Origin of the sequence: Haloferula sp., from assembly GCF_049672945.1 — a bacterium.
In the GTDB taxonomy this organism is placed as follows: Bacteria; Verrucomicrobiota; Verrucomicrobiia; order Verrucomicrobiales; family Akkermansiaceae; genus Haloferula.
In genome coordinates this window covers 1-23,405 of record NZ_JBATWY010000174.1, presented here as the reverse complement: position 1 = coordinate 23,405, position 23,405 = coordinate 1, and the positions used below count along the sequence as shown (strand labels likewise).

Below are 23,405 nucleotides of genomic sequence, written 5' to 3'. Positions count from 1 at the left end.
GATAGCGTGAGCCATGCGGATTTTGCGGATCATCACCCTCGTGCTTGCCGGTTTGAGCCTTGCTGCGAATGCCGGCACGCCTCAGCAGGCGGCGGCGATAAGGACCGCCTACGAGCGAGCGAATGAGGCCTGGCAGTTGAAACTAAAACTGGCGAAGAGCGTCGAGGAGAGGGAATCACTGCTTGGTCAACGTCCCGATCAGGTGGCGGCAGCGGAGAAGATGTGGACGGTCATCAAGGGGGATCTCGACAAGGAGTGGGTCCTGGATCCTGCGGCGTGGTTTCTGAGGTTGGCGTTTCCTTTGGCCCAAATCGGAGACGACGGGATCCGACGACCCTTGATGGCGGAGCAGGTGGAGGCGGTTCGGCGCGAGGTCGGGCAGCATCATATCAAGAGTTCCAAGCTGGCTCCGATGTGCATGGCCTTGGTGGCCTGTGGTGACAATCAGGCGATGAGTCTTCTACGCCGGATCGAGAAGGAGAATCCGGATAAGACCGTGCGGGGTGTCGCAGCGCTTGGCATTGCGATGCTCGATAAGAATCTTGGAGACGATCCGAGGGTGATGGCCGAGCGTTTGAGTATGTTGAGGAAGGCCATCATCGATGCGGCGGACGTGGTGATCGACGGCTCGTCGGTTGCCAAGATGGCGGAAGACGAGCTCTACATCATCATGAATCTCAGCAAGGGACGGGTCGCTCCGGACTTGAACGGGGTGGATTCCGGGGGGCGTCCGATGAAGCTATCCGATTATTCTGGGAAGGTGGTGATGCTGTTGTTCTGGAATTCTGGGAACGAAGGGGCGGATGGAGTGATCGACATGATCCGATCGGTGCGGGCGGATGAGCGATTTGCTGGGAAGCAGTTTGAGGTCGTTGGTGTAAATAGCGATTCTCGGGAGACCTTGCGGGATCTTCAACAGAGGCCGACCGCGCCGGTGGACTGGCCGAACTTTTCCGATCCTGAGAACAAGCTGGGCAACGAGTATCGGGTGGGATCGTGGCCCTTTGTGTATGTGCTCAATGGTGAGCGCGAGATCCGCTTCTTCGGCGCCTTGGGGCCGTTTGCCGAACTGACCGCTGCCGCGGTGCTTGAAGGCGAATGATCGTGGCGTGATGCCGGGCGGCCTTGAACGCGAGGCAGGGGAAACCACTTGCGCCACTGGGCGGGGCTGGGCTATCGCTGGCGGCGCGAATGGTCATCTCCCATCAGCACCGGTTTATTTTCATCAAGACCGCGAAAACAGCCGGAACGAGCATTGAGGCGTTTCTCTCGCCGCACTGTGGGCCGGATGATGTTTTCACCACGACGCGGCCACCGGTGGAAGGACATGAGCCTCGAAATTGGAAGCAGGCGTTTTTTCCTCTCAAGGAGTTCTTCAGCTTCAATTATCCGGTGGACAAAAGTGTGTTCGTGGAACGTCGCTTTTTCACGCCGCGACGGACTTTCGACGACATGCGCAAGCGGCGGAAATTTCATGAGCATATTCCGGCGCGGATTGCCAGGATGCGGATCGATCCTGAGATCTGGAACAGCTACCACAAATTTGCCGTCGAAAGGAACCCGTGGGACAAGACACTTTCCCACTACCACATGCAGAAGGCGTATCGTGGGGGGAAGCTGACACTCGACGAGTATTTTGAGGAAGGTGTCTTCTGTCAGAACACCGGATTCTATCTCGATCAGAATGGGGAATGCCTGGTGGACGAGATCATCAAGTATGAGAATCTGGCCGAGGGGATCGGTGGCATCTGCGAGCGTTTCGGGATTCCCTTCGATGGATCGCTGGGGGTTCGAGCCAAGGGCGGCTACCGGAAGGATCGGACCCACTACAGCAAGGTCCTTGAGAAACCCCACCTCGAGATCATCGATCGCGTTTTTCGGAAAGAGATTGAGATCCACGGCTATGTTTTCGAGGATCAAGGCAGCAACACCGACTAAAAACTCATGAGCCTGTTTTCAAAATGGAAAGATAAGCGCGCCGTCGCGAAGTGGGAGGAAGCGGGTCGTCCGGCGCCTCCACCGCACGCGATCAAGCAGAAGAACATCCGCGATTATCGTGAGCGCTTCGGCCTCGACGTTCTGGTCGAGACCGGAACCTTCAAGGGGGACATGATTGAGGCGATGCGTGGGGATTTCCGGAAGCTCTATTCGATCGAGTTGGCGGATCATTTTCATCAGGCGGCCGTCGAGCGTTTCAAGGGGGATTCCAGCATTGAGATCCTGCATGGGGATAGTGGTCAGGTGATGTCGGAATTGGTTCCCAAGCTGGATGGCCCGGCGCTTTTCTGGCTCGATGGACATTATTCCGCAGGCAATACCGCGCGGGGCGACAAGGACACGCCGGTGATGGAGGAGTTGGGCCACATTTTTGCCCGCGAAGATCTGCGGTGTGTGATCTTGATTGATGACGCCCGTTGCTTTGAGGGAAAGAGCGAGCAGATCTATCCGACGATGGATGAAGTGCGCTCTTTCGTGGCCTCTCATCGTCCGGACTGGAAGGTGGAGGTCGATACGGATTGCATCCGGATCAGTCCTGCATCTTGATGAAGCGGCGGCTGATCAGTCCCTCGTGAGGGGCGAACAGCCAGGCGAGAAGAAAGAGCAAGCCTGCGGCAAAGGCGATCATGCCGGAGCTTGTGGTGTCTTCGAAGCCGATGAGCTTCGGCAGGCTCATGGCGAGGAAGTGCCCGAGCCAGGCCGAAGCGGCGGCAAGCACCGTGCTGATGAGGAGCATGGGCAAAAGCCGCCGGGTGAGCAGGAGTGCGGCTGCGGGTGGGACGATGAGCATTGCAATGACGATGATGCTGCCGACCGATTCGAAGGCGGCGACGGTGGTCACGGCGACCATGGTCATGAGCAGGTAGTGAAGAAAGCCGGATGAGAAGCCGAGGGTATCGGCGAGTTGAGGATCGAAGGCGCTCAGGCGAAGTTCTTTGTAGAGCAGGGTGATGATCCCGAGATTGAGCATGAGGATGATGGCGTTCACCAGGGCCGCGCGAGGGATCATCAGCGAACCGATTTTGACGGTGTCGAGGGGCGTGAGTTCGATAGCTCCGTAGAGCACGCAGCCCGGGTCAAGGTCGACCCGGTCGGCGGCATTCACGATCAGAACGAGGCCGATGGCGAAAAGGGTGGTGAACACAATGCCCATCGCGGCACCCCGATCCACCTGTCCGAAGCGGCTGATCCATTGAGTGAACAAGGCTGTTAGAATGCCGACCACGGCCGCACCGATGAACATCGGCACACTGGCACGGCTGCCGGTGACGATGAAGGCAATCGCAAGCCCGGGAAGCACGGCATGGCTGATTGCATCTCCCATCATGCTCATTTTTCGCAGTACGAGAAAGCACCCGGGCAAGGCACATGAGACTGCACACAACGTGGCGGTGATCGCGATCCAGGTATCGAAGGACGTCCAGTTCATTGGATCCGGTGCGGGCTTGGGGGAATTTCGGATTGCGGGGCGATTTCCGCCTCGAGTTGGCGGACGATTTCGGCACCGAGAATGTGTTCCACCATATCGGCATCGCGGTCGACGTGGCTGGGGGCGATGTCGGCGTAGCGGATCAGGTAGAGTTCCCAGAGGCGGTGGTTTCGAGTGATGCGGGCGGCTTCCCCGAAGCCCGATTCGGAAAGACGAATGGTTCCGGGTGCGGATGCTTCGAGGTGGTCTTCGCGTTTCGCCAGAGAGAGCAGTCTCTTGAACTGGCGAGGCGTCCACGCCCGGTGTTCGAGCATCGAGTCGCGGCTGATCGGCAGATTGATCGCGGGACGGTTGTGGTGCTCGAGGATCTCGTAGGCAGCACGCAGCAGATGCTGGCGGCCGACCCGGCGTTTGAGCCGGAGTTGATCGAGGTGGCGTGGGATGACGCCGCGGGCTTTGCCAAAAAGCATGCTGATGATGAAGATGGTGGCGGCGACGAGCACAATCACCGCGCCGGTGGGTAGCTTGGGAAGGAGCGCGCTAAGCGAGGCTCCGAGCCAGCCGCTGATACCTCCAACGATCGAGGCAAGCAGCAGCATCATGCCGAGGCGGTTCGTCCAGAAGCGGGCGGCAGCAGCCGGAATGATGAGGAAGGCAATGACAAGAATGAGGCCGACGGCTTGAAGGCCAATGACGGTGACAGCCGTGACCAGTCCGAGCATCAGCACATCGAGAAAGAGCACTGGCCAGCCTTGGGAGGCGGCGTAGGTGTCGTCGAAGCAGAGCAGGGTGAATTCCTTTCTCAGAAGAACGGCGGATACGGCGGTTACCAAGGCGATGGCGGCAATGAGAACGGAGTCCTGCCAGACGATCGATGCGGCCTTGCCGTAGATGAAGGATTCGAGACCGGCGGCATTTCCCTGGGGCATCTTTTGGATGAGTCCGAGAACTGCGACGCCGATGCCAAAGAAGACACTGAGCACGAATCCCATGGCAACGTCGTCGCGCAGCCGGGTGGTTTTGGTGATGGCGAGCATGACGAGCACGCCGGCGATGCCGGAAATGGTCGCGCCCAGAAGCAGGCCGGGAAGGTACTTGCCTGTTCCGCCTGCTACGACCATGACGGCGAAAGCGATGCCGATGCCGGGGAGCGTGGCATGGGACAGCGCGTCGCCCATCAGCGAGCGTTTACGCATCAGGAGGAATGACCCGATGAGCCCGGAGGTGATGCCCAGCAGCATGGTGCTGACGACGACAAGCCGGACGTTGTAGCTTTTCAGCAAAACGACGTCGAACAGGTCCTGAAGGGTGAAGGGCAATGTTTTCCGGTGTTTCCGCGTTTCGTTTACCGCTGGCGCAGGGCGACCGCGGCATTGTCTAACAGATCGAGTTTTCCGCCGTAGGTCTTCCTGAGGTTCTCCTGAGTGAAGACTTCCTCGGTCGGTCCTGCGGCGACGACGCGCATGTTGAGAAGAATGAGCCAGTCGAAGTACTGGGAGACGGTGGCGAGGTCGTGGTGGACGACGATGCAGGTCTTGCCCTGGGCTCGAAGCTCCTTGAGGAGGGTGACGATCGCCTGTTCGGTCGCCGCATCGACCGCGGCAAAGGGCTCGTCCATGAAGTAGAGTCTGGCGTCCTGGACGAGAGCACGGGCGAGGAACACGCGTTGCTGCTGACCGCCGGAGAGTTGGCTGATCTGGCGCTTGGCGAGGTGGGCGATCCCGACTTTCTCGAGGGCTTCGTGGGCGAGGGCCTTCTCTCGTTTTCCAACGCGCCGCAGCCAGCCGAGTGTGCGGTAGGTTCCCATGGCGACCACGTCGAGCGCGCTGACAGGGAAGTCCCAGTCGACGCTTTCGCGTTGGGGGACGTAGCCGACGAGGTGGCGTTGCTTCTTGTAGGGCTGGCCGTAGATGTGGGCCCATCCGGAGGTGGAAGGAATGAGATCGAGGCAGGCTTTGAGGAGCGTGCTCTTGCCGGCACCGTTCGGTCCGACGATGCCGACGAGTTTGCCTTCGGGGATGTTGAGCTCGATGTCCCAAATGACCGGCTTGCGCTGGTAGGCGACCGTTAGGTCATGAATCGCCAGAGGGCAGTCCGGTGGATGCTCCGGATGAACACCGGTGGCGATATCGACGCTGGATGTGTTGTGCATGGATGGCAAGGAGCGGGGACGTGCAGTCCCCGAAGGATGAGGCTGATTGGAGAGCTTGGGGTTGATCGTTTGTTGAGGGTGGGGTGCTGGAGTTACACGAGGATCACAAATCCCCGCTCGCTGGATCAGTTAGAGAGCTTTCCGTTCAATCCACCAGCCGGCGCATCGCCACCGAGGGCACGGGTGATGGTGGTGACGTTGTGGTCGATCATGCCGATGTAGGTTCCTTCGTAACTGCCAGTGGGGCCCATGGCGTCGGAAAAAAGTTCACCGCCGATTTTGACTTCATGACCATTGGCCCGGGCTCCTTCGATGAGAGCCTTGATGTTCTTTTGAGAGACCGAGCTTTCGACGAAGACGGCAGGGATCTTGTTTTCAACAAGAAAGTCAACGAGCTGGTTGATGTCCTTGAGGCCGGCTTCGGACTCGGTGCTGAGGCCCTGAATGCCGCGGACTTCGATGCCGTAGGCACGACCGAGGTAGCTGAAGGCGTCATGAGCGGTCACCAGGACGCGTTTGCCTTCGGGAATCGAAGCGATGGAGACGCGGGCATACTCGTCGAGCTTGTTCAGTTGGTCGATGTATTGACTCGTCCTGTCTTTGTAGTAGTTCGCGTTCGCAGGGTCGTATTTGGCAAGCGAATCTCCAATCACGCTGCTGGCCTTGATCCAGCCTGCGACATCCATCCAGACATGGGGGTCGTAGTGGTTTTCCTCCGTGCTCATGACGAAGTCCTTGCTCTCGAGAATCCTCTCCGTGACGGCGTGGACCGGCTTGCCGCTGGAGGCGACGCGCACGAGCACATCTCCCATCTTTCCTTCTAACATCAGACCGTTGTAAAAGACGATGTCCGCCGCCTGGAGTTTCTTCACGTCGGATCCCGTCGGCTTGTAGAGGTGAGGGTCGACTCCCTCGCCGATCAGGCCTTCCACTTCGGTTTTGTCTCCTGCGATCTGGCGGACGACATCGGCAATCATACCGACGGTGGCGACCGTCTTGTAGCGGGCATCGGCCGCGCTGTTCGCGGGCTCTTTGGAGCAGTTCGTCAAAGGGATCAGGAGGCAAGAAGCAACGAGCCAAAGCCGTGTCAGGGAACTTCGCATGAGGCGAACTGAAGCGATTGACTTTGAGTAGTCAAAGAAAAAGAGCGGGATAGCTCAAAAATGGGTTTTTCATCGTCATTTCCGGACTTGTATCTAGGGGCAAGCGAGACGCGCGACGAATGAATGGAAGATTTGGTTTTCGCTGTGGACGGGTTTTGCGGCTAGATGGCTCCGCGCCCATGAAGATTACTGCTGCCGACTTTCTCACCAGTTCACCGGACTTCGAGACTTGTCCTGAATCGGGACTCCAGGAGTTCGCTTTCATTGGTCGATCGAACGTTGGAAAATCCTCGTTGCTCAACCTGCTGGCCAATCGGAAGGACCTGGCAAAGGTCTCATCGACTCCCGGTGCGACGCGCTTGATCAACTTCTTCGTGATGAACAAAGCGTGGATGCTGGTGGATCTTCCGGGCTACGGCTATGCCAAGGTAAGGAAGGAGAGTCGGCAGGAGTTTCAGAAAGCAGTGTCCGACTACCTTTCTCAGCGCGAGCAGTTGCGCTGTGTGTTTGTGTTGATCGACTCACGGCTTACGCCTCAGGCGATCGATTTGGATTTCTGCGATTGGCTCGCGGTTGGCGGGATTCCCTTCGCGTTGGTTTTCACCAAGACCGACAAGTCGAAGGCCAACAAGGTGAAGTCGAACGTGGCGCTTTTTCTTGAGGCGCTCTCCGAGCGTTGTGAAGGCGAGCCGAGATACTTTCAGACCTCGACGAAGACAGGGAAGGGCCGGGGGGAGGTGCTTGAGTTTGTCGAGCAGGTCTTGAAGGCGTGATGGGAGATGGCACGCCCCCGTGCCATTAGCTGAAGAGTGGTCTGTTTCAACAGGCGCTCTAACAGTCGGATCGTATGGTTCTGATCCGAGCTCAGATTTGCGGGGAACCTGATTGCTTGGTGGGGCGTCAAGGAGAGGCGGCCTCTCCCCTTGAGCGACGGGGGCGTCGCTCTTCCCATTAGATCCCTGCGAGGATCGCGTCGGTCATGGCGGTGGTGCCGACCTTGGTTTCGGTGGCGGCACCGGTGGCGATGTCGCCTGTGCGGAAGCCCTTGTCGATGGCCGCTGAGACGGCGTCTTCGATCGCTTGGGCTGCATCGTTTTCGCCGAGCGAGAAGCGCAGCAGCATGGCGACGGAGAGGATCTGGGCGATCGGGTTGGCGATGCCTTGCCCCATGATATCGGGTGCGGATCCGCCGGACGGCTCATACATGCCGAAATAGAGATCGCTGCCTTCCTTCTTTTCTCCAAGCGAGGCGGAAGGAAGCATGCCGAGGGATCCGGAGATCATCGCCATTTCGTCGGAGAGGATGTCGCCAAAAAGATTCTCGGTAACAAGCACGTCGAAGCTGTCGGGCCGGCGGCAGAGCTGCATCGCAGCGTTGTCGACGTAGAGGTGGGAAAGTTCGACCTCAGGATAATCCTTGGCCACTTCGGTGGCGACTTCGCGCCAGAGGACGGAGGAGGCGAGCACGTTGGCCTTGTCGACCGAGACAAGGCGCTTGCCGCGGCCCATGGCGGCGGTGAAGGCGACGCGCAGGATGCGGTCGATCTCGCTGCGCTTGTAGATCATGGTATCGAAGGCGACGGTTTCGCCATCGCGTTCCTCGCGGCCTTTCGGGCTGCCGAAGTAGACACCACCGGTGAGTTCGCGCACGCAGAGGACGTCGAAGCCATTCGGGATGAGCTCGTTTTTGACGGGCGACGCGTGGGTCAGGGAGGGAAGGCAGACGCCCGGGCGGAGATTGGCGAAGAGGCCGAAGTGTTTGCGGAGCGGAAGCAGGGCTCCGCGCTCGGGCTGGATGTCCGGCGGGAGGGATTCCCATTTCGGGCCACCGACGGAGCCGAAGAGAATGGCATCGCTGTTTTCGCAGGCAGAGATGGTCTCGGCCGGCAGAGGAGTCTCGTTGTTGGTGGCATCAAGGGCCGCACCTCCGACAAGCTGCTCGTTGCGCACGGTGGTGAAACCGTATTTCGCCTCGACGGCGTCAAGGACGCGCAGCGAGTCGGTCATGACTTCAGGGCCGATGCCGTCGCCGGCGAGGACTGCGATGCGGTGGGTGCGTGACATGGGCGTTGGGTAAAGGGTGGAGGCGGCTGTGCGAAGTGAAAAAAGCGGGAATTGTGCACTGGTAAAAGCGGCAATGATTTCCAGTTGGCAAGCGGTGGTTTCAGTCCAGTCTGGAGCGAATGGAACTACTGGTGCACCTCACCTGGCTGATTGCCGGTCTCGCCTTGCTCTCGTTCGGTGCCGACTGGTTGGTCCGCGGAGCTTCGGAAATCGCGCTGAAATCGGGGCTCAAGCCATTGTTGATTGGATTGACCGTGGTGGCGTTCGGCACCAGTGCTCCTGAGCTGATCGTGAGTCTCAAGGCGAACCTCGATCCCGATACGAATGCGGATATCGCCGTTGGCAACATCGTCGGCTCCAATATCTGCAACATCGCGCTGATGCTGGGACTCGCCGCGCTGATGCGCCCCTTCGTCGTCAGCAGTCAGGTGGTTCGCCGGGAGTTGCCCATTCTTCTCGTCGTGACCGGGGTCTTCATGGTCATGATCTGGGATGGGGCGATTGCTCGATGGGAGGGGGTTGCGATGACACTGGCAATTATTCTTTATGTCGTGACCAGTATTCGCATCTCAAAGCGGCATCGCGGGGATCCTGCGGTGCACGACATCCCTGAGGAAGCGATCGCGAACGCGGCTGATCACAGCGTTAAGGCTTATCTGAAAAGCGCCGGATGGGTCGTGCTGGGCTTGGCAGCGCTGCTATTCGGCGCGGACCGTCTGGTAAACAGTGGAGTGATTCTTGCGCAGCAGATCGGGGTTCCCGAGCTGGTGATCGGGTTGACGCTTGTGGCATTGGGCACCTCGCTGCCGGAGCTTGCGACCACGATCGCTGCGGTTCGACGTCGTCAAATGGATCTCATTGCGGGGAACATCATCGGTTCGAACCTTTTCAACATCCTCGCGGTGATGGGTATTACTGCCGCAGTGAAGCCGATCGAAGCAAAGACGATGGACTCGGTCAGTCTTTGGGTGATGGGGGGAGTGACATTGATCCTTGTGCCCTTTTTGGCGTGGGGACGAAAGATCAACCGCTACGAAGGGGGAGCGCTCGTTACCGGCTACATGATCTACTGTGCCTGGCTGGTGAAGCCGGAGTGGTTTGGCCTTATTGCCGGGTGATGGTGGCGGTTCCGGGTGGGTATTCCGCCCAACTTCCAACCCAGAAATACGATAGCTGGTGACCACTGACAAGGGAGTTGGTGGCCGAATCGGCACCGAAGCGGATTTGCAAATAGCGAGGTATTGACGGCGAGGCGATGGATAATGAATCCGTGATTACGAAGACGTTGTGCGCCCCACTGGCAAAGTCGAAAACGCTGAACGGGCCGGAGACGGGTTCTCCGCTGCTGGGAGTGCAGGCAACTGTTCCCCCGGCCCCGGAATTATCGAAGTCAAAGCGATAGGCGTTCCCCCCCAGAGTGATCTCAAGGCTTCGGGAGCGGAGCGATGAAGGTGCAACCGCTCCCGGATGAGAAGCGACGGTGATATTATAGAAAGCGGAGTCGAAACTCGCGTCATCCAAGATGATGTCGGTCAGGGCGGGAACGGCGATCGCTCCGGTACTGATGCCGACGTGAGCCGTGTTCGTTGTTTCCCAGTTGATGAGATCGGTCGATCTGAATGCGCGGACGACATCGCCGGTGGTGGCTGCAGGAAGCAGATTGAACCGGGTAGACTCGTTCTTTGTAACGAATAGTTTTCCTTCGGGTTTGTAGAGAGTCGGAAGTCCTTGGGCGTGCTCGTCGAAATCGATGGCCGCTTGATCGGTACGTTCAATACTAACCGTATTGATCATGCTGTTGTTATCTCCGGCATTGATGATTTCGTCGACGACCGCGCGGCTGTCTTCATCGAGCACGAGTCCGAGGATGGTATGGCGGGGATCGTAGCTGGGGATGGTAATGTTTCCCGTAAAGAAGATCTGTCCGGAGTTGGAATTCGGTCCGCTGTTGGCCATGGAGAGCGTATAGCCCTCATGCTTCAGGGTGGGCGTAAATTCATCCTTGAACGTGAAGCCCGTGCTCCCGCTGTTGGTTCCGGTTCCTGATCCGGTCTGGGCGAATTTCGAAAAATCGTTGTTGCCAGTGCGGAAGAATTTCTCCCCGACGTAAAGTGGTTTGAATGTCGGTGCGCCTGAGGCCGGGTCGAGGCGCGCCCGGGTGCCCTGCGACAGGGTGATCAGATTCGCGACCGCTTGCGGTGCCGTTTCGTATTGCAGAATGACGTCGATATCCCCCCTGTCAGTTTCGAAACGGGCGATCAAGTCAGCCGTCGCAATACCTGCGAGACTGAGGTGGATGATGGTGGCTAGCTTCAACGAATGAGACTTCGCATGGCGCTTTTCCGCATGCAAGGAGAGATCGATCAAGCTTCTGCCTCAGCAGGTGACCATTCATCGCCATCGATTTCCGGATCCGAGGGCCCCTCCTTGAGTTTGCGCTCCCAGATGTAGCGGCGGAAGAGGACCTTGATGGAAGCGGAAAGGGGGACGGCCAGCAGGGCTCCGACGAATCCACCGAGCAGCAGCGACCAGAAGAGCATCGAGAAAATCACCGTCATCGGGTGAAGTCCAACGGAGTCTCCGACGATCTTTGGTGCGGTGATCAGCGAATTGATCTGTTGGACGATGATGAAGATGGCGATGACGGCGAGGACATAGGACCAAGGGTTGGCACCGAGGAAGGAGGGCTCTGCCGAAAAGTGGAAATAGGCGAGGACGCAGGCCGGGATCAGCGTGATGATGTTGCCGATGTAGGGAATGATTCCCAGAATTGCCATCATGATACCGATCAGCAGGCCCAAAGGCAGGCCGAAGATGGTGAGGGCGATGCCGACCAGCATGCCATCGATGAAGGCGACGAGCACCTGACCACGGAAGAAGGAGATGAGGTACTGGTTGACCTCGGTGAGCGTCTCGATGAGTTCCGTTTTGAAACGGGAGGCCTTGAGCGGGACGAACTCATGCCAGTGTTCCTTGATCGCCGCGCTTTCGCGGAGGAAGTAGTAAAGATAGATCGGCACCATGAAGAAGCCGATGATCAAGCCGATGAAGCCCATAATCTTCGAGGTGCCTCCTCGCGCCCATGCAAGTGCTTCGTCCTGCAAACCCTTGATCGAATGCCAGATCTGGGTGTTTTCGAGTTGAATGTTAGGATTTGAAATCCCGTCGTTTTCATAGGCCTTGTCGAGAAGCTCAGTGAGGGCGTCTCCGCGCATGGAGGCGACTTCGTCGACGTTTCCCTCGTCGCTGAGCTCTTCGATTTTCGCTTCCTTGAGAATGAGTTCCTGAGGCGCGGACAGGGCCCAGTCGATGGCGGGCCGGGTCCATGGGACGGTGTTTCGTTCCTTGATCAGCGCGTTGACAATCTTGTCGTCAAAAGAAGGCTTTTCAGGTTGTTCCTCATTCTCGCCCACTTTTTCAATAGCGGGGCCTGTTTCATCAACCTGGCGCTGCTTGAACTGATTGATCTGATTCCCGACCAGCGGGATCATGATTGCCACCAAGGCCAGCGTGAGTGCGGTGGCTGAGCCGAATGTCATGACGACGGCGCGGCCACGAGTCATGCCGTGGTTTTGAAACCAGCGGACAATCGGATCGAGGAGATAGGCGACAATGGCAGCGACGGCGAGTGGGACGAGAACGGGTTGGAGGAAGCCGAAGACCTCCCCGAACAACCAGATCAGGCCGACGAGCAGGGCTCCTAGAATGAGGATCGAGACGCCTGTTGCGGCGTTCCAAAGGGTCCGGAGCTGGAATCGGGTCGGGTAGCGTGCCATGCGATGGGGAGGGTTCTAGCAGACATCAGACCCAATTGGGGATGGGAAAATCGGCCTGCTTTTGGAGCGATGGTGGGCCTGAAAAGCGCCGTGCCCTTTCATGGCGCTCTCAGAGCGCCACTCCTTTCGCGATCTTGTCGAGGACGCCGTTGACGAAGCGTCCGGAGTCGGAGGTCCCGAAGCGTTTCGCGAGTTCGATGGCCTCGTCGATGGCCACGGGTGCGGGAACGTTTGGATCGTGGAGGATTTCCCAAGTGGCCAATCTCAGGATGGAGCGGTCGATCGGGTCGATTCGCTCGGGCGCGAAGTTCTCGATGACCTCGTGGAGGCGTTCATCGATGGCTTCCCGCTGACTCAAGACGGCGTCGGCGAGCCGGTTGGCTTCTTCCCGCAGGACCTTGAGTGAGGTTCGTGAGTCGCGGATCTTGGCGAGTTCACTTTGTTCGGGAAAATCCTCAGGGCTCTCGATCATCCGCATGCGATCGGAGACGCGCTTGAGGCGTCGGAGGCTTCCCATCAATGGCTCAAGCTGTGGCCGGGCAGCGGGGTGATCCTCGATCATCTCCTGAAACTCTTGAATCGAAGTCGAGAGCGTTCGATCGGTGCGGAAGAGATCGTCGATCGCCGACTCAAAGCGGCTGCCGACGGCATCATCGTCATCGTCTTTTGGAATGCGCGAGAGTTTGGCCATCCGGGCAGTCCACTCGTCTTCGAGCGAAGCGATCCGGTCGAGCAGTGCTGACGCTTTTTCGAGTGCCGGATCGGCGCGCAGGGTGGCGGATGCGGTGGGCAGTCGAGCGACGAATTCGTCGTGTCGCTGATCACGACCGACGCCGAGGTGATGGATGGTCTTCCAGGTGGCCAGCATCAGGGCCCGCCGATCGGACTCGGTGACGAATTGCCAGAAGGGTTCGCGTAGAGACGCGGGATCGGCACCGCCTTCGAGGTCGGAGCAGTAGAGGAACTGGACGACGGCCTCGCGGATCTGGCGGCGGCTAGGCATGTCGTGACTTCTTCGTCTTGGACGAGTCCTTGGGCATGGTGCGGTCGAGTTCGTGGAAGACGTCGACCATCGCGGCTGCGGCTCGAGCCGCTTCCTTACCACGATTGAGATTGGCACCGATGCAGCGGGCGTAGGCCTGCTTTTCGTCCTCGAGCAGCAGCACTTCATTGATCACCGGGATGGTGTATTCCACGGCGAGACGTTGCAGTGCTTCGGTGACCGAGCAGGCAACGAGATCCGCATGGGCGGTGGCTCCCTTGATGATCACTCCAAGCGCGAGCACCGCGGCGGGTTTTTCGCGCTGGAGCACGGTGGCGACTGCGACGGGGATTTCGAAAGCACCGGGGACGCGAATCAGGTCGACACGAGTCGAGGGCATCAGCACTCCGATTTCCTCGACGGCGTTGTCAACGAGAGCGTCAGCGAACTGCTCGTTGTATTTGGCGGCAACGATGCACACCCGGACGCGGGGTCCGATGATACGGGGTTGGGGCGGGAGTGCCGAAGACATGTTCGGGGTATGGCGGCAGGGAGCGCGCTTGTCAACGAGCAGGCACGCTGGATGTAAGATTCCAGCGCCGAATTTCAGATGCTGTGACCCATGCGGCTGCGCTTGGTCTCCAGATAGCGCTCGTTGTGAGGATTCGACGGGCGGCTGATCGGAAGTTGTTCCACGATTTCGAGCCCGTAGCCTTCGAGTCCGACGACCTTCTTTGGGTTGTTGGTCATCAAGCGGATCTTGCCGAGGCCGAGGTCCTGCAGGATCTGGGCTCCCATGCCGTAGTCGCGCAGGTCGGCGGAGAATCCGAGCTTTTCATTGGCTTCGATCGTATCGAGGCCCTGTTCCTGAAGTTTGTAGGCGTGGATTTTTCCGGCAAGCCCGATGCCCCGGCCTTCTTGGCGGAGATAAAGGAGAACGCCTCCTTCATCTGCGATGCGCGCCATGGCGTCGTGGAGTTGGCCGCCACAGTCGCAGCGTTTCGAGGCGAAGACGTCACCGGTGAGGCATTCGGAATGCACGCGGACCAGGGTTGGCGTATCGCGGTCGATATCACCCCGGCTGAGTGCCAGATGGTGGGAGTCGTCGGTGTTGATCCGGTAGAGATGGCAATCGAACTCTCCGTGGTCGGTTGGCATTTTGATCGTCTCCTCGCGAATCACGAGCTTCTCGGAGCGACGACGCCATTCGATGAGTTGGGCGATGGTACAGGCTTTCAGATCGTGCGCCTTCTGAAAGTCTCCGAGATCGCCGACGCGGGCCATGTTGCCATCGTCATTCATGATTTCGCAAATGACCCCTGCCGCGGGAAGACCGGCGAGGCGTGCCAGGTCGACGGCGGCCTCGGTGTGGCCAGCGCGTCGCAAGGTGCCGCCTTGGCGTGCCTGAAGGGGGAAGATGTGTCCGGGTTGGACGAAGTCGTCCGGTCCGGCCTTCGGATCGGCGAGGAGTTGCATGCCCAGGGCGCGGTCGCTGGCGGAGATGCCGGTGGTGATGCCTCGGGCGGCATCGACCGTGACGGTGAATGCGGTGCGCTGGACCTCGCGGTTGCGACGGGTCATGGGCGGAAGATCGAGCTCCTCGGCACGCTCTTCCGTGATCGGGGCGCAGATCAGACCGCGGCCATGAGTCGCCATGAAAGAGACGGTTTCGGGAGTGCAAAGGGAGGCCGCCGCGATCAGGTCGGCCTCGTTCTCGCGTGATGGATCGTCGGCGACGATCACGATGCGCCCTGCGGCGACTTCGGCGATGATTTCATCGATCGGACTGAATTGAAGGGCGGTGGCCATGCGGGACGCAATGCTCGGTGCTGGAAGCTATCCGGTCAAGGGGGGGAATCGGGTCGATGGTTGATGGAATGAGGAACAACGAAACTTCGGCGAATGCTATGAATGGGAACAACGAAATCGCGCGAAAAAGCGCGAAATTTCAGAACGGCAGATGGGGAACCACCGAATACACGGAAAATGAAGTGATGGTGAAATAGGTTTGCGACTCTGAGATAGAACCAAAGACTGGGCCTCAAACCTCAAAAAGTTTCGCGGAGTTTCGCGCGATTTCGTTGTTCTCAATCTGCCTTGATACAATTATCCGGCGGGGAAAAACGGCGAGCAGCGCCGATCGAGCAGCTCGACCAGTTCCGGGTCCATGTAGTCGTAGTCGTCCGGGATATTCAGGACGACGATGCGTTTTCCCGCCAGCGAAGTGCGGAATTTCCGGTTCAGTCGATTTCGATGCGCCTTCTCCATGACGACGATCAGATCCGCCCATTCCAGCTGCTCGGCCGAAAGGGTGACGATGGCGTCATTGTTCAAGCCGGCCGAGTCGACCTCGACATCCGCTCGCTCTGCAAAGACGGCTTCGGCCGTTGGGCTGCGGAGCTTGTTTTGCGAACAGAGGAAAAGAATCCGTTTTGGCTGACTGCTCAAATCGCCTTGAGTGGCTCGGTGCCGACTTCCTCGGCGAGCTCAGCGAATTCGTCGAGTTCAGCCTGGGTGAAATGAAGGCCGCCGGCTTCGTCGGAGCGCTTGCGAGCCTCTGCTTCGAACTGGCCGGGGAGAATGCACTTCTCGTTGCCGTGTCCGAAGATGTCGGCGATGACCTCCTTGAGGTTCTCCATCTGGCTGCGGCCCTTGGCGAAAGCATTGCCCGAAACCGCGTCGGGATGGATGACCTGGAAGTAGAAGGCGGTGCTGGTTTTCTCGCCGGGACCTGCCTGCTGGGCGCGGCCGCGGATGCTTGGAAGCGAGCCACCGATGAGTGCGCCGTAGAGTTCGTTGAGAAGGCACATGGCGTAGCCTTTGTGCGCGCCGAAGGGGAGGAGGGCGACCACTTCATTCGGGTCGGTGGTGGGATTGCCGTCTTTGTCGACCGCGGCGTTTGGTGGGAGCTGCTTGCCTTCGCGCTTGAGTGCCTGGACGCGGCCCATGGCAACGACGGAGGTGGCCCAGTCGCTGACGAGCGGGAAACCTACGGCGTCTGTAGTAGGAAAGCCCCATGAGTGGGGATTGGTGCCGAGCGTAGGGAATTTTCCGCCGAAAGGAACCACCTCGGCAAGGGCCGAGGTGCAGTTGGTGTAGGCGATGTATCCGCGCTCGGCGGCTTCCATCACGTAGCCGCCGCCCCACAGGTAGTGGAAGGCATTGTCGACCGAGACCTGGCCGATGCCATACTGGTCGGCGAGTTCGATGCAACGGTCGATGGCACGGTAGGCGACGGACTGCCCGAGCTTGCGGTTGGCGTTCCAGGTTTCGGAAGCGGCGAACTTGGAAGGGATGACTTCGATTTCCGCACCGGGAGTGCAGCCGCCGGTGGCCGAGCCGAAAAGGTGGTCGAGGTGGAGGGCTTTGAGCGCGTGGTGGGTGCGGATTCCATGACGGGCTGCTTCGGCGGCAAGCTTGGCACCTTCGGCGGACTCATCGGAGGTAAACCCCCGGGATTCGTAAGCAGCTTTGACGAGACGGTCGTGATCGGCACGGGAAACGGTAAGGAATTCAGACATGATTTGAGCGTTTGGCTGGGGACAGCAAAGCGAAGTTGTCGGACAACTCAAGCTTGGAATGGGTTCCCGCTTTGCGAATTGATTTGGAAGTCTTAATTAGCCCAAAACACAATATATGGTATATAAATATGGTAAACACCATCTCATGTGGTGTTATGCGCGACGTGAGCTTTTCCGTTGGGGCTTCGTCCCTAGGCTCTTGCTTGCCCGGATTCCCTCCCGGGGCATGTTCCATCCCTACTTCTGTCACCACATGTATCTCAAATCCCTAGATATCCACGGGTTCAAGTCGTTTGCCGACAAGACCCACCTCGAGTTCCACCAAGGCGTGACCGGCATTGTCGGTCCGAATGGCTGCGGAAAATCCAATGTCGTCGATGCCATCCGCTGGGTGCTCGGTGAAACTTCGGCCAAGGCGCTGCGTGGCGGCGAGATGGCGGATGTCATTTTCAATGGCACCGAGAAGCGCAAGCCGCTCGGTATGGCGGAAGTCACGCTGACCATGGCCGACTGCGAGGAGAAGCTGAAGGTCGACTACAACGAGGTCGCGATCACGCGCCGGGTGTTCCGCGACGGCAAGTCCGAGTATCGGATCAATGGGACACTCTGTCGTTTGAAGGACATCAGCGACATGCTGATGGATACCGGCATTGGTCGCACGGCCTACTCAATCATGGCGCAGGGTCAGATTGACCAGATTCTTTCCTCCAAGCCGGAAGAGCGCCGTGCGGTGTTCGAGGAAGCGGCGGGGATCACCAAGTATAAGAAGGAGAAGAAGGAGGCGCTGCGGAAGCTCGATTACACCGAGGCGAATCTGCTCCGCGTGAGTGACGTGCTCGCCGAACAGGAGCGCCGGATGAATTCACTCAAGCGCCAGGTTGCGAAAGCGCGGCGCTACAAGAAGCTCGCAGCTGACGTGCTGGTGCTTGATACGCACCTCGGTCATCGGCGATTCGTTGAAATGAGCGCCGAACGCGATGAATACCGAACTTCGATTCGCTCGCTCGAAGCGACGGAGTGCGAATTGGAGCGTCTGATGCAGCCCAAGGAAGAGGCGGTGGCGGATGCCCGTCTGGCTGCCAGAAATTTCGAAGGAGAACTCGCCGAACTGCGACAGGAGCTCAACAACCATCGCAATGCGCTGGCGAGTTCCGAAGGCCGGATCGCCTTCAATGACGAGCGTCGCGCCGAGCTGGAAGGCCGTGTCGGACAGAATCGTGAAGAGATCGAGGCGACCCGCGAGAAGCTTGAGCGTCAGGAGTTTGATTTTGTTGCGGCCAATGAGGCGCTTGAGCAGCTCGCCCGCCGGATCGCCGAGATGGAGATCCAACTGGCAGATCAGGAAGAGAAGACCCAGGTGGCTCACGCGCGTCGACAGGAGATCGAGACGCTGCTTCGCGAATCCCGTTCCGAAGCCAATCGGACGCAGACGATCATCGCGGCGACCCAGGCCAAGATCGAAAGTTCACTGGCACAGCTCGAAACCAGTCGCGAACGAGCCAAGCAGTTGGGCGATGAGGAGGAGCGCCTGAATCAGGAACTCGAAGAGGCGACGGTCCAGCGTCAGGAGATCGCCACCAAGCTCGAAGAGCACGCGGCAAACACGACCGGGTTGGAAGAAGCATTTCAACGGGCTGAGAGGCAGTACCAGCACAACCGTGGAGATCTCGACGCCGCCCGCACGACGGCATCGGAGGCCCACAAGAGTCTGGCGCAACGTTCGTCGCGTCTCGATGTGCTGAGGCAGCTCGTAGCAAGTGGAGAAGGATTTGAAGGCGGCACGCGACAGGTGCTCAACGGTCTGGATCAGCCGGATCAATTCAAACCGGGAATTCAAGGCGTGCTCGCTGGATTCATCGAAGCGGACAACGAGTGTGCCCGGGCGATCGAAGTGGCGCTCGGAGGTCATCTTCAAGCGGTGCTGGTGGCCGATGAATCCCTGGCCGAAACACTCATCGCGCGACTCACCGAGAAGAAGCTCGGACATGCCGCGATTCTTCCGGAAAGTTTCGTCGGCGCTGCGGCAGGCACGCAGATGGAGACCGTCCCCGACGGAGCGATTGCGTGGGCACTCGACCGGGTGAAGATTGATTCACGGGTCAGTGGCGTGATTGAGCGCTTGCTTGAAAAGGTGTTGATCGTTCCCGATCTGGCGACGGCCTTGAGGCTTCGTCCGGGCCATCGCGAGATCATCTTTGCCACCAAGCAAGGTGAGCTGATCGGTGCGGAGGGCATCGTCTCCGGAGGTGCCGCAGGAGAAGGCAACGTATCGGTGCTCGAACGTCAGAACGAAGTGCGTGACCTCGAAGTCGAAGTCGCCCAGCTGTCGGCTTCTGAAGAGGCAGCGCGGAACCGCGTGGCTCACCTGGAGAGCGAAGTGGTTCGCTTTCAGGAAGAGGTCGAGTCGGCACGCGAGCGGATGCAGCGTCACAAGGTCGAGATGTCGACGCTTCAGGGAGAGCTTTCACTCGCCACCCGCGAGCTCGAAGGGGTGGAGACCAAGCTGGAGAGTGTGCGTTGGGAACGTGGAGATCTTGAAAGTCGGGAGCAGTCCGCGAACGAAGGCCGCTCTTCGCTCGAGCAGGACCTCGTGGCTGGCCGCGAGCGTCTGGAAGCTTGTGAAAGCGACCAGCAGCGTCTGCAATCGCAGGTCGAGTCCGCGCAACGCGATGCGGCCGAACTGGCGGAAGGACTCAACGAACTGCGTACGGCACTTGCCGTAGAACGGCAGAGCAAGCAGGCCCAGGAAGCCCAGCAGCAGCCGATGGAAGCCCGGCTTGCCGAGCTGCGCGAGGTCAGTGTTCGTCGTGAGACGGAGATCAACGCGTTTCTTGAGCGGATGGAGGGAGCAGTCCAAGAGAATGCCCGCTTGATTGAAGAGTGCGATACCCACCGTCACGAGGCGGAGGATCTAGAGGCCGAACTCGAGTCGCGCGCCGGTCGGCGCAATGAGCTTCTCAGTGAGATCGACAAGGCCGAGGCCGAACTTGCCAACGCTCGTCGTGGTCATGCCAAGGCGTCGGAACAGCGTGGACGTGAGGAAGTCGCGGTCACCAAGATCGAGCTGCGTCTTGAGAATCTGGTGAACGCCATCCTTGAGCGTCACAATATCGAGCTGGCGACCTTCGAGCCGGATGCCCATGCCCTGCTCTCCTGCATCGCCAGCCAGAAGGAGGCCCAGGCCCGCGGTGGGCGCCAGAAGTTTGTCGATCTGGGCGATGATGAGAATGGTGATGGGGATCAAGCCGATGAGGAAGAAGCACCGGTGATGGTCGTCGATGATACGGCCGACGAGGATGAGATCGAATTGCCCGGCGGGATGGTCGGAGAGCCGGACTGGAACTTCGTGGAAGCCTGCGTGGCCGATCTCAAACGTCGTCTCGATTCGATGGGTCCTGTCAATGTCGATGCGATCGAAGAGTTCGAAGAGCTCGAAGAACGCCACAACGATGTCCGCACCAGTTATGAGGATCTCGTTTCCTCGAAGGAGGAACTCATTCAGGTCATCGAGAAGATCAACGAAGAGACCCAGCGCCGCTTCTCCGAGACCTTCGCGCAGGTGAAGATCAACTTCCGCGACATGTTCAGGGAGCTCTTTGGTGAAAAGGGTCAGGCCGATCTCCAGTTGATTGATGAAAGCGACCCGCTGGAGTCCGGCATCGAGGTGATCGCCAAGCCTCCGGGCAAGAAGCTTCAATCGATCGCGCTGCTATCCGGTGGTGAGCGCTCGATGACGGCCGTGGCACTGCTGTTCTCGATCTACATGATCAAGCCGAGCCCGTTCTGTGTGCTGGATGAACTTGATGCGCCGCTCGATGAGTCGAACATCGGCCGCTTCGTCAAGGTGCTCGATCGCTTCGTCGATCGCTCGCAGTTCATCATCGTGACTCACTCGAAGCGCACGATGAGTCGCGCCGACGTGATGTATGGCGTGACGATGGAAGAGTTCGGAGTTTCCAAGCCGGTGGGCATGCGCCTCACGGCCGAGGACGAGACGATCGGGGGTAAGGGTGAAGCGAAGTCGGCGGCTCAAAAGGCCGCGCTGCGCCTGGATGCGTAATACAGTTCTTCCGACAGAAGAGGGATGGGGGCGGTGGCGAAGGACCTGAGTGGGTCCGAGCTGCCGCCTCCTTATTTTTTACTCACAGAAACGAGCAGACGTAGTGGCAGGGCCTACCGGTTACGGTGATCGTGAAGCTGGAGTCGGCAGGGACGTTAAACGAGGATCCGGCACGGAAGGTTTCCGTCTGGTTGGTGCCTGCGATGACCACTTCGCAGGAGCCCACGATGATGTCCATGTGTTCGGCAGCGACGGTATCGAAGTGGTAGTCGCCTGGAAGGATGACACCGAGGGTCTTCTTGGCGCCGTCGGCCGTCATGATGGTGTGGGAGACGACGCGACCTTCGAAATAGACGTTGGCTTCCGCGATCGCGGTGACGTTAGGAATTTCCATGGGCGAATTCCATGACTGGATCATGAGGGAGGCACAAGCGGAAAGCGGAGGCCGCGAGAGTCTGCGGATGAATTGGTGAAATTGGCTTGGTCCTCGGCCTCTGTCTTCTGATGGCGAGTGGGAAGGCATTGCAATTCGTGTTCTGAGAGTCAGGGTCGCGGGCCTTTCTTCTTCATGCCAGTTCTCGATCCATCCCAAGTTTCGGATCCCGACTCGAATTCGGCGGTGCTCGATGCTTTCCTCGAATATTTGGTCGATAGTGGCATCGAGCCCTACGATCATCAGGAGGAGGCGATTCTTGAGCTTTTCGAGGGGAAAAATGTGATCCTGAACACGCCGACGGGATCGGGGAAATCCCTGGTGGCGCTGGCGCTGCATTTTCGGGCGATCTGTCAGAAACGCCGCTCGTTTTACACCGTGCCGGTGAAGGCGCTGGCGAATGAGAAGTTTCTCTCACTTTGCCAGACCTTTGGTCCCGATCAGGTGGGAATGATCACGGGCGACGCGACGGTCAATGCCGGGGCACCGGTGATCTGCTGCACGGCGGAGATTCTATCGAACATGGCGCTGCGTGAAGGCGAGTTGGCGTTGGTCGATGATGTGATCATTGATGAGTTTCACTACTACTCCGATCACGAACGAGGCGTGGCCTGGCAGGTGCCGCTGCTGACTTTGCCGCAGGCGCGGTTTCTGCTGATGTCTGCGACGCTTGGTGAGACGGCCTTCTTTGAAAAGGAACTCACCGCATTGACGGGAGTGGAGACGGTGCTGGTGAAGTCGGAGGATCGACCTGTGCCGCTGGAATTTGAATACAGCACGACGGCCCTGGAGGAGAAGGTCGAGGAGTTGGTGGAGCAGGACCGGGCGCCGATCTATCTCGTTCACTTCACGCAGCTTGCTTGTGCGAGGACCGCTCAGAACCTGATGAGCCGGAACTTCTGCTCGAAGGAGGAGAAGGAGGGCATTGCGGAGGTGCTGGAGAATGCGGACTTCAGGAGTCCGTATGGCAAGGAGATCAAAAAGTTGCTGCGGCACGGCCTTGGCATTCATCACGCCGGGATGCTGCCGAAGTATCGGGTGCTGGTGGAGAAGCTGGCGCAGAAGGGGCTGCTCAAGGTCATCTGCGGGACGGACACGCTCGGGGTGGGAGTGAATGTGCCCATCCGGACGGTGATGTTCACGCAGCTTTTCAAGTACGGGGGACAGAGTACCAAGATTCTTGCGGTGAGGGATTTCAAGCAGATCTGTGGGCGTGCCGGACGGAGAGGGTTCGACAGCGTCGGCTACGTCGTCGCGCAGGCTCCCGAGCATGTGATCGACAACATCAAGGCCGATGCGAAAGCGGCGGCGAAGGGCAAGAAGAGCAAGGCGATGAAGAAGAAACCGCCGGAGAAGGGTTTCGTCAATTGGGACGAGAATACCTTCCAGAAGCTGATGAGTTCACCTTCCGAGAAGCTGGTCTCAAGTTTCAATATTCGGCATGGAATGCTGCTCAATGTGTTGAGTCGGTCCGAGATCGATGGCTGCGCCGAGCTGCGGCGGATTATTTCGAGGAGTCATGAGACGCCGGTGAAGAAGAAGGAGCTGCGCCGCCGGGCCTTCGCCTTGTTCAAGGGATTGGTGCAAGGGAAGGTGCTCAGTATCTTGCCCAAGGATCAACGTAGTGGGCCGGCCAAGGTGGTGCTGAACGTCGAGTTGCAGGACGACTTCACGATGAATCAGGCGCTCGGTCTCTATCTGATCGATGCGATTCCCAAGCTCGATCGCGAGTCGCCGGATTACGTGGTGAACGTGATTTCGTTGGTGGAAGCGATTCTTGAGGATCCGACGGCGGTGATCCGCAAACAGGTCGACAAGTTGAAGTCGGAACTTGTCGCGAAACTGAAAGATCAGGGCGTCGAGTATGACGACCGGATGGAGCAGCTG

Annotated in this window: 20 protein-coding genes; 7 read left to right on the top strand and 13 right to left on the bottom strand. The window is 59.0% G+C overall.

All coding sequences use genetic code 11. The features are described from left to right. The first annotated feature begins 13 nt into the window (after window positions 1-13). From WBG04_RS15590 to WBG04_RS15580, 3 genes are all read left to right on the top strand, one after another. Entirely contained in the window at window positions 14-1,102 is a 1,089-nt protein-coding gene (locus tag WBG04_RS15590; RefSeq protein WP_424315381.1) for a peroxiredoxin family protein, read from the top strand. Between the two features lie 89 nt (window positions 1,103-1,191). Continuing rightward, window positions 1,192-1,938: a hypothetical protein gene (locus WBG04_RS15585; protein WP_424315380.1), complete on the top strand. Its 747-nt coding sequence runs from the start codon at window positions 1,192-1,194 to the stop codon at window positions 1,936-1,938. A gap of 6 nt (window positions 1,939-1,944) precedes the next feature. Beyond that, window positions 1,945-2,544 carry a hypothetical protein gene (locus WBG04_RS15580; RefSeq protein WP_424315379.1) on the top strand — a complete coding sequence of 200 codons (600 nt, stop codon included), beginning with the start codon at window positions 1,945-1,947 and terminating at the stop codon, window positions 2,542-2,544. Here the strand turns inward: WBG04_RS15580 and WBG04_RS15575 are convergent. The 4 genes from WBG04_RS15575 to WBG04_RS15560 form a co-directional block, all read right to left on the bottom strand. Beyond that, window positions 2,528-3,427: a metal ABC transporter permease gene (locus tag WBG04_RS15575; protein ID WP_424315378.1), complete on the bottom strand. Its 900-nt coding sequence runs from the start codon at window positions 3,425-3,427 to the stop codon at window positions 2,528-2,530. The genes WBG04_RS15580 and WBG04_RS15575 overlap by 17 nt on opposite strands. After that, window positions 3,424-4,746: an iron chelate uptake ABC transporter family permease subunit gene (locus WBG04_RS15570; RefSeq protein WP_424315377.1), complete on the bottom strand. Its 1,323-nt coding sequence runs from the start codon at window positions 4,744-4,746 to the stop codon at window positions 3,424-3,426. Before WBG04_RS15570 ends, WBG04_RS15575 begins: the two co-directional genes overlap by 4 nt. 26 nt (window positions 4,747-4,772) lie before the next feature. Continuing rightward, window positions 4,773-5,579: a metal ABC transporter ATP-binding protein gene (locus WBG04_RS15565; protein WP_424315376.1), complete on the bottom strand. Its 807-nt coding sequence runs from the start codon at window positions 5,577-5,579 to the stop codon at window positions 4,773-4,775. 125 nt (window positions 5,580-5,704) lie between these two features. Continuing rightward, window positions 5,705-6,682: a metal ABC transporter solute-binding protein, Zn/Mn family gene (locus WBG04_RS15560; RefSeq protein ID WP_424315375.1), complete on the bottom strand. Its 978-nt coding sequence runs from the start codon at window positions 6,680-6,682 to the stop codon at window positions 5,705-5,707. 179 nt (window positions 6,683-6,861) lie between these two features. On the opposite strand from WBG04_RS15560, the gene yihA reads away from it, so the two are divergent. Beyond that, the gene (gene yihA / locus WBG04_RS15555; RefSeq protein WP_424315374.1) at window positions 6,862-7,455 is read left to right on the top strand and encodes a ribosome biogenesis GTP-binding protein YihA/YsxC; all 594 of its coding nucleotides are present in this window, start codon (window positions 6,862-6,864) and stop codon (window positions 7,453-7,455) included. Between the two features lie 178 nt (window positions 7,456-7,633). Here yihA and leuB read toward each other — a convergent pair whose 3' ends face one another. Further along, a complete protein-coding gene (gene leuB / locus WBG04_RS15550) occupies window positions 7,634-8,746 on the bottom strand; it encodes a 3-isopropylmalate dehydrogenase (RefSeq protein WP_424315373.1) in 1,113 nt (370 codons plus the stop codon). 119 nt (window positions 8,747-8,865) lie between these two features. Here leuB and WBG04_RS15545 point away from each other — a divergent pair, with 119 nt between their 5' ends. Then, window positions 8,866-9,864, top strand: coding sequence for a calcium/sodium antiporter (locus WBG04_RS15545; RefSeq protein ID WP_424315372.1), 999 nt, complete (start codon window positions 8,866-8,868; stop codon window positions 9,862-9,864). On the opposite strand, the gene WBG04_RS15540 is transcribed toward WBG04_RS15545, so the two are convergent. From WBG04_RS15540 to WBG04_RS15510, 7 genes are all read right to left on the bottom strand, one after another. Continuing rightward, window positions 9,851-11,113 (bottom strand): peptidylprolyl isomerase, encoded by a 1,263-nt coding sequence (locus WBG04_RS15540; protein WP_424315371.1) that lies wholly within the window; start codon window positions 11,111-11,113, stop codon window positions 9,851-9,853. The two genes, WBG04_RS15545 and WBG04_RS15540, sit on opposite strands and share 14 nt — an antisense overlap. Beyond that, window positions 11,110-12,522 carry an AI-2E family transporter gene (locus WBG04_RS15535; protein WP_424315370.1) on the bottom strand — a complete coding sequence of 471 codons (1,413 nt, stop codon included), beginning with the start codon at window positions 12,520-12,522 and terminating at the stop codon, window positions 11,110-11,112. Before WBG04_RS15535 ends, WBG04_RS15540 begins: the two co-directional genes overlap by 4 nt. A 109-nt stretch (window positions 12,523-12,631) precedes the next feature. Further along, window positions 12,632-13,525 (bottom strand): transcription antitermination factor NusB, encoded by an 894-nt coding sequence (gene nusB, locus WBG04_RS15530; RefSeq protein ID WP_424315369.1) that lies wholly within the window; start codon window positions 13,523-13,525, stop codon window positions 12,632-12,634. After that, complete coding sequence (gene ribH, locus WBG04_RS15525) at window positions 13,518-14,036, bottom strand: 6,7-dimethyl-8-ribityllumazine synthase (RefSeq protein ID WP_424315368.1); 519 nt, start codon at window positions 14,034-14,036, stop codon at window positions 13,518-13,520. Before ribH ends, nusB begins: the two co-directional genes overlap by 8 nt. Before the next feature lie 74 nt (window positions 14,037-14,110). Then, the gene (locus WBG04_RS15520) at window positions 14,111-15,313 is read right to left on the bottom strand and encodes a bifunctional 3,4-dihydroxy-2-butanone-4-phosphate synthase/GTP cyclohydrolase II (protein WP_424315367.1); all 1,203 of its coding nucleotides are present in this window, start codon (window positions 15,311-15,313) and stop codon (window positions 14,111-14,113) included. A gap of 297 nt (window positions 15,314-15,610) precedes the next feature. Then, a complete protein-coding gene (locus tag WBG04_RS15515) occupies window positions 15,611-15,952 on the bottom strand; it encodes a low molecular weight protein tyrosine phosphatase family protein (RefSeq protein WP_424315366.1) in 342 nt (113 codons plus the stop codon). After that, entirely contained in the window at window positions 15,949-17,025 is a 1,077-nt protein-coding gene (locus WBG04_RS15510; protein ID WP_424315365.1) for an Ldh family oxidoreductase, read from the bottom strand. The genes WBG04_RS15515 and WBG04_RS15510 overlap by 4 nt, the downstream gene beginning before the upstream one ends. Before the next feature lie 226 nt (window positions 17,026-17,251). On the opposite strand from WBG04_RS15510, the gene smc reads away from it, so the two are divergent. Then, window positions 17,252-21,085 carry a chromosome segregation protein SMC gene (smc, locus tag WBG04_RS15505; RefSeq protein WP_424315364.1) on the top strand — a complete coding sequence of 1,278 codons (3,834 nt, stop codon included), beginning with the start codon at window positions 17,252-17,254 and terminating at the stop codon, window positions 21,083-21,085. An 82-nt stretch (window positions 21,086-21,167) separates the two neighbouring features. Here smc and WBG04_RS15500 read toward each other — a convergent pair whose 3' ends face one another. Further along, on the bottom strand, window positions 21,168-21,479 hold the full coding sequence (locus WBG04_RS15500) for a pyrimidine/purine nucleoside phosphorylase (RefSeq protein ID WP_424315363.1): 312 nt from the start codon (window positions 21,477-21,479) through the stop codon (window positions 21,168-21,170). Window positions 21,480-21,653: 174 nt separating this feature from the next. Here WBG04_RS15500 and WBG04_RS15495 point away from each other — a divergent pair. Beyond that, a partial coding sequence (locus WBG04_RS15495; protein ID WP_424315362.1) for a DEAD/DEAH box helicase occupies window positions 21,654-23,405 on the top strand: 1,752 nt, incomplete at its 3' end.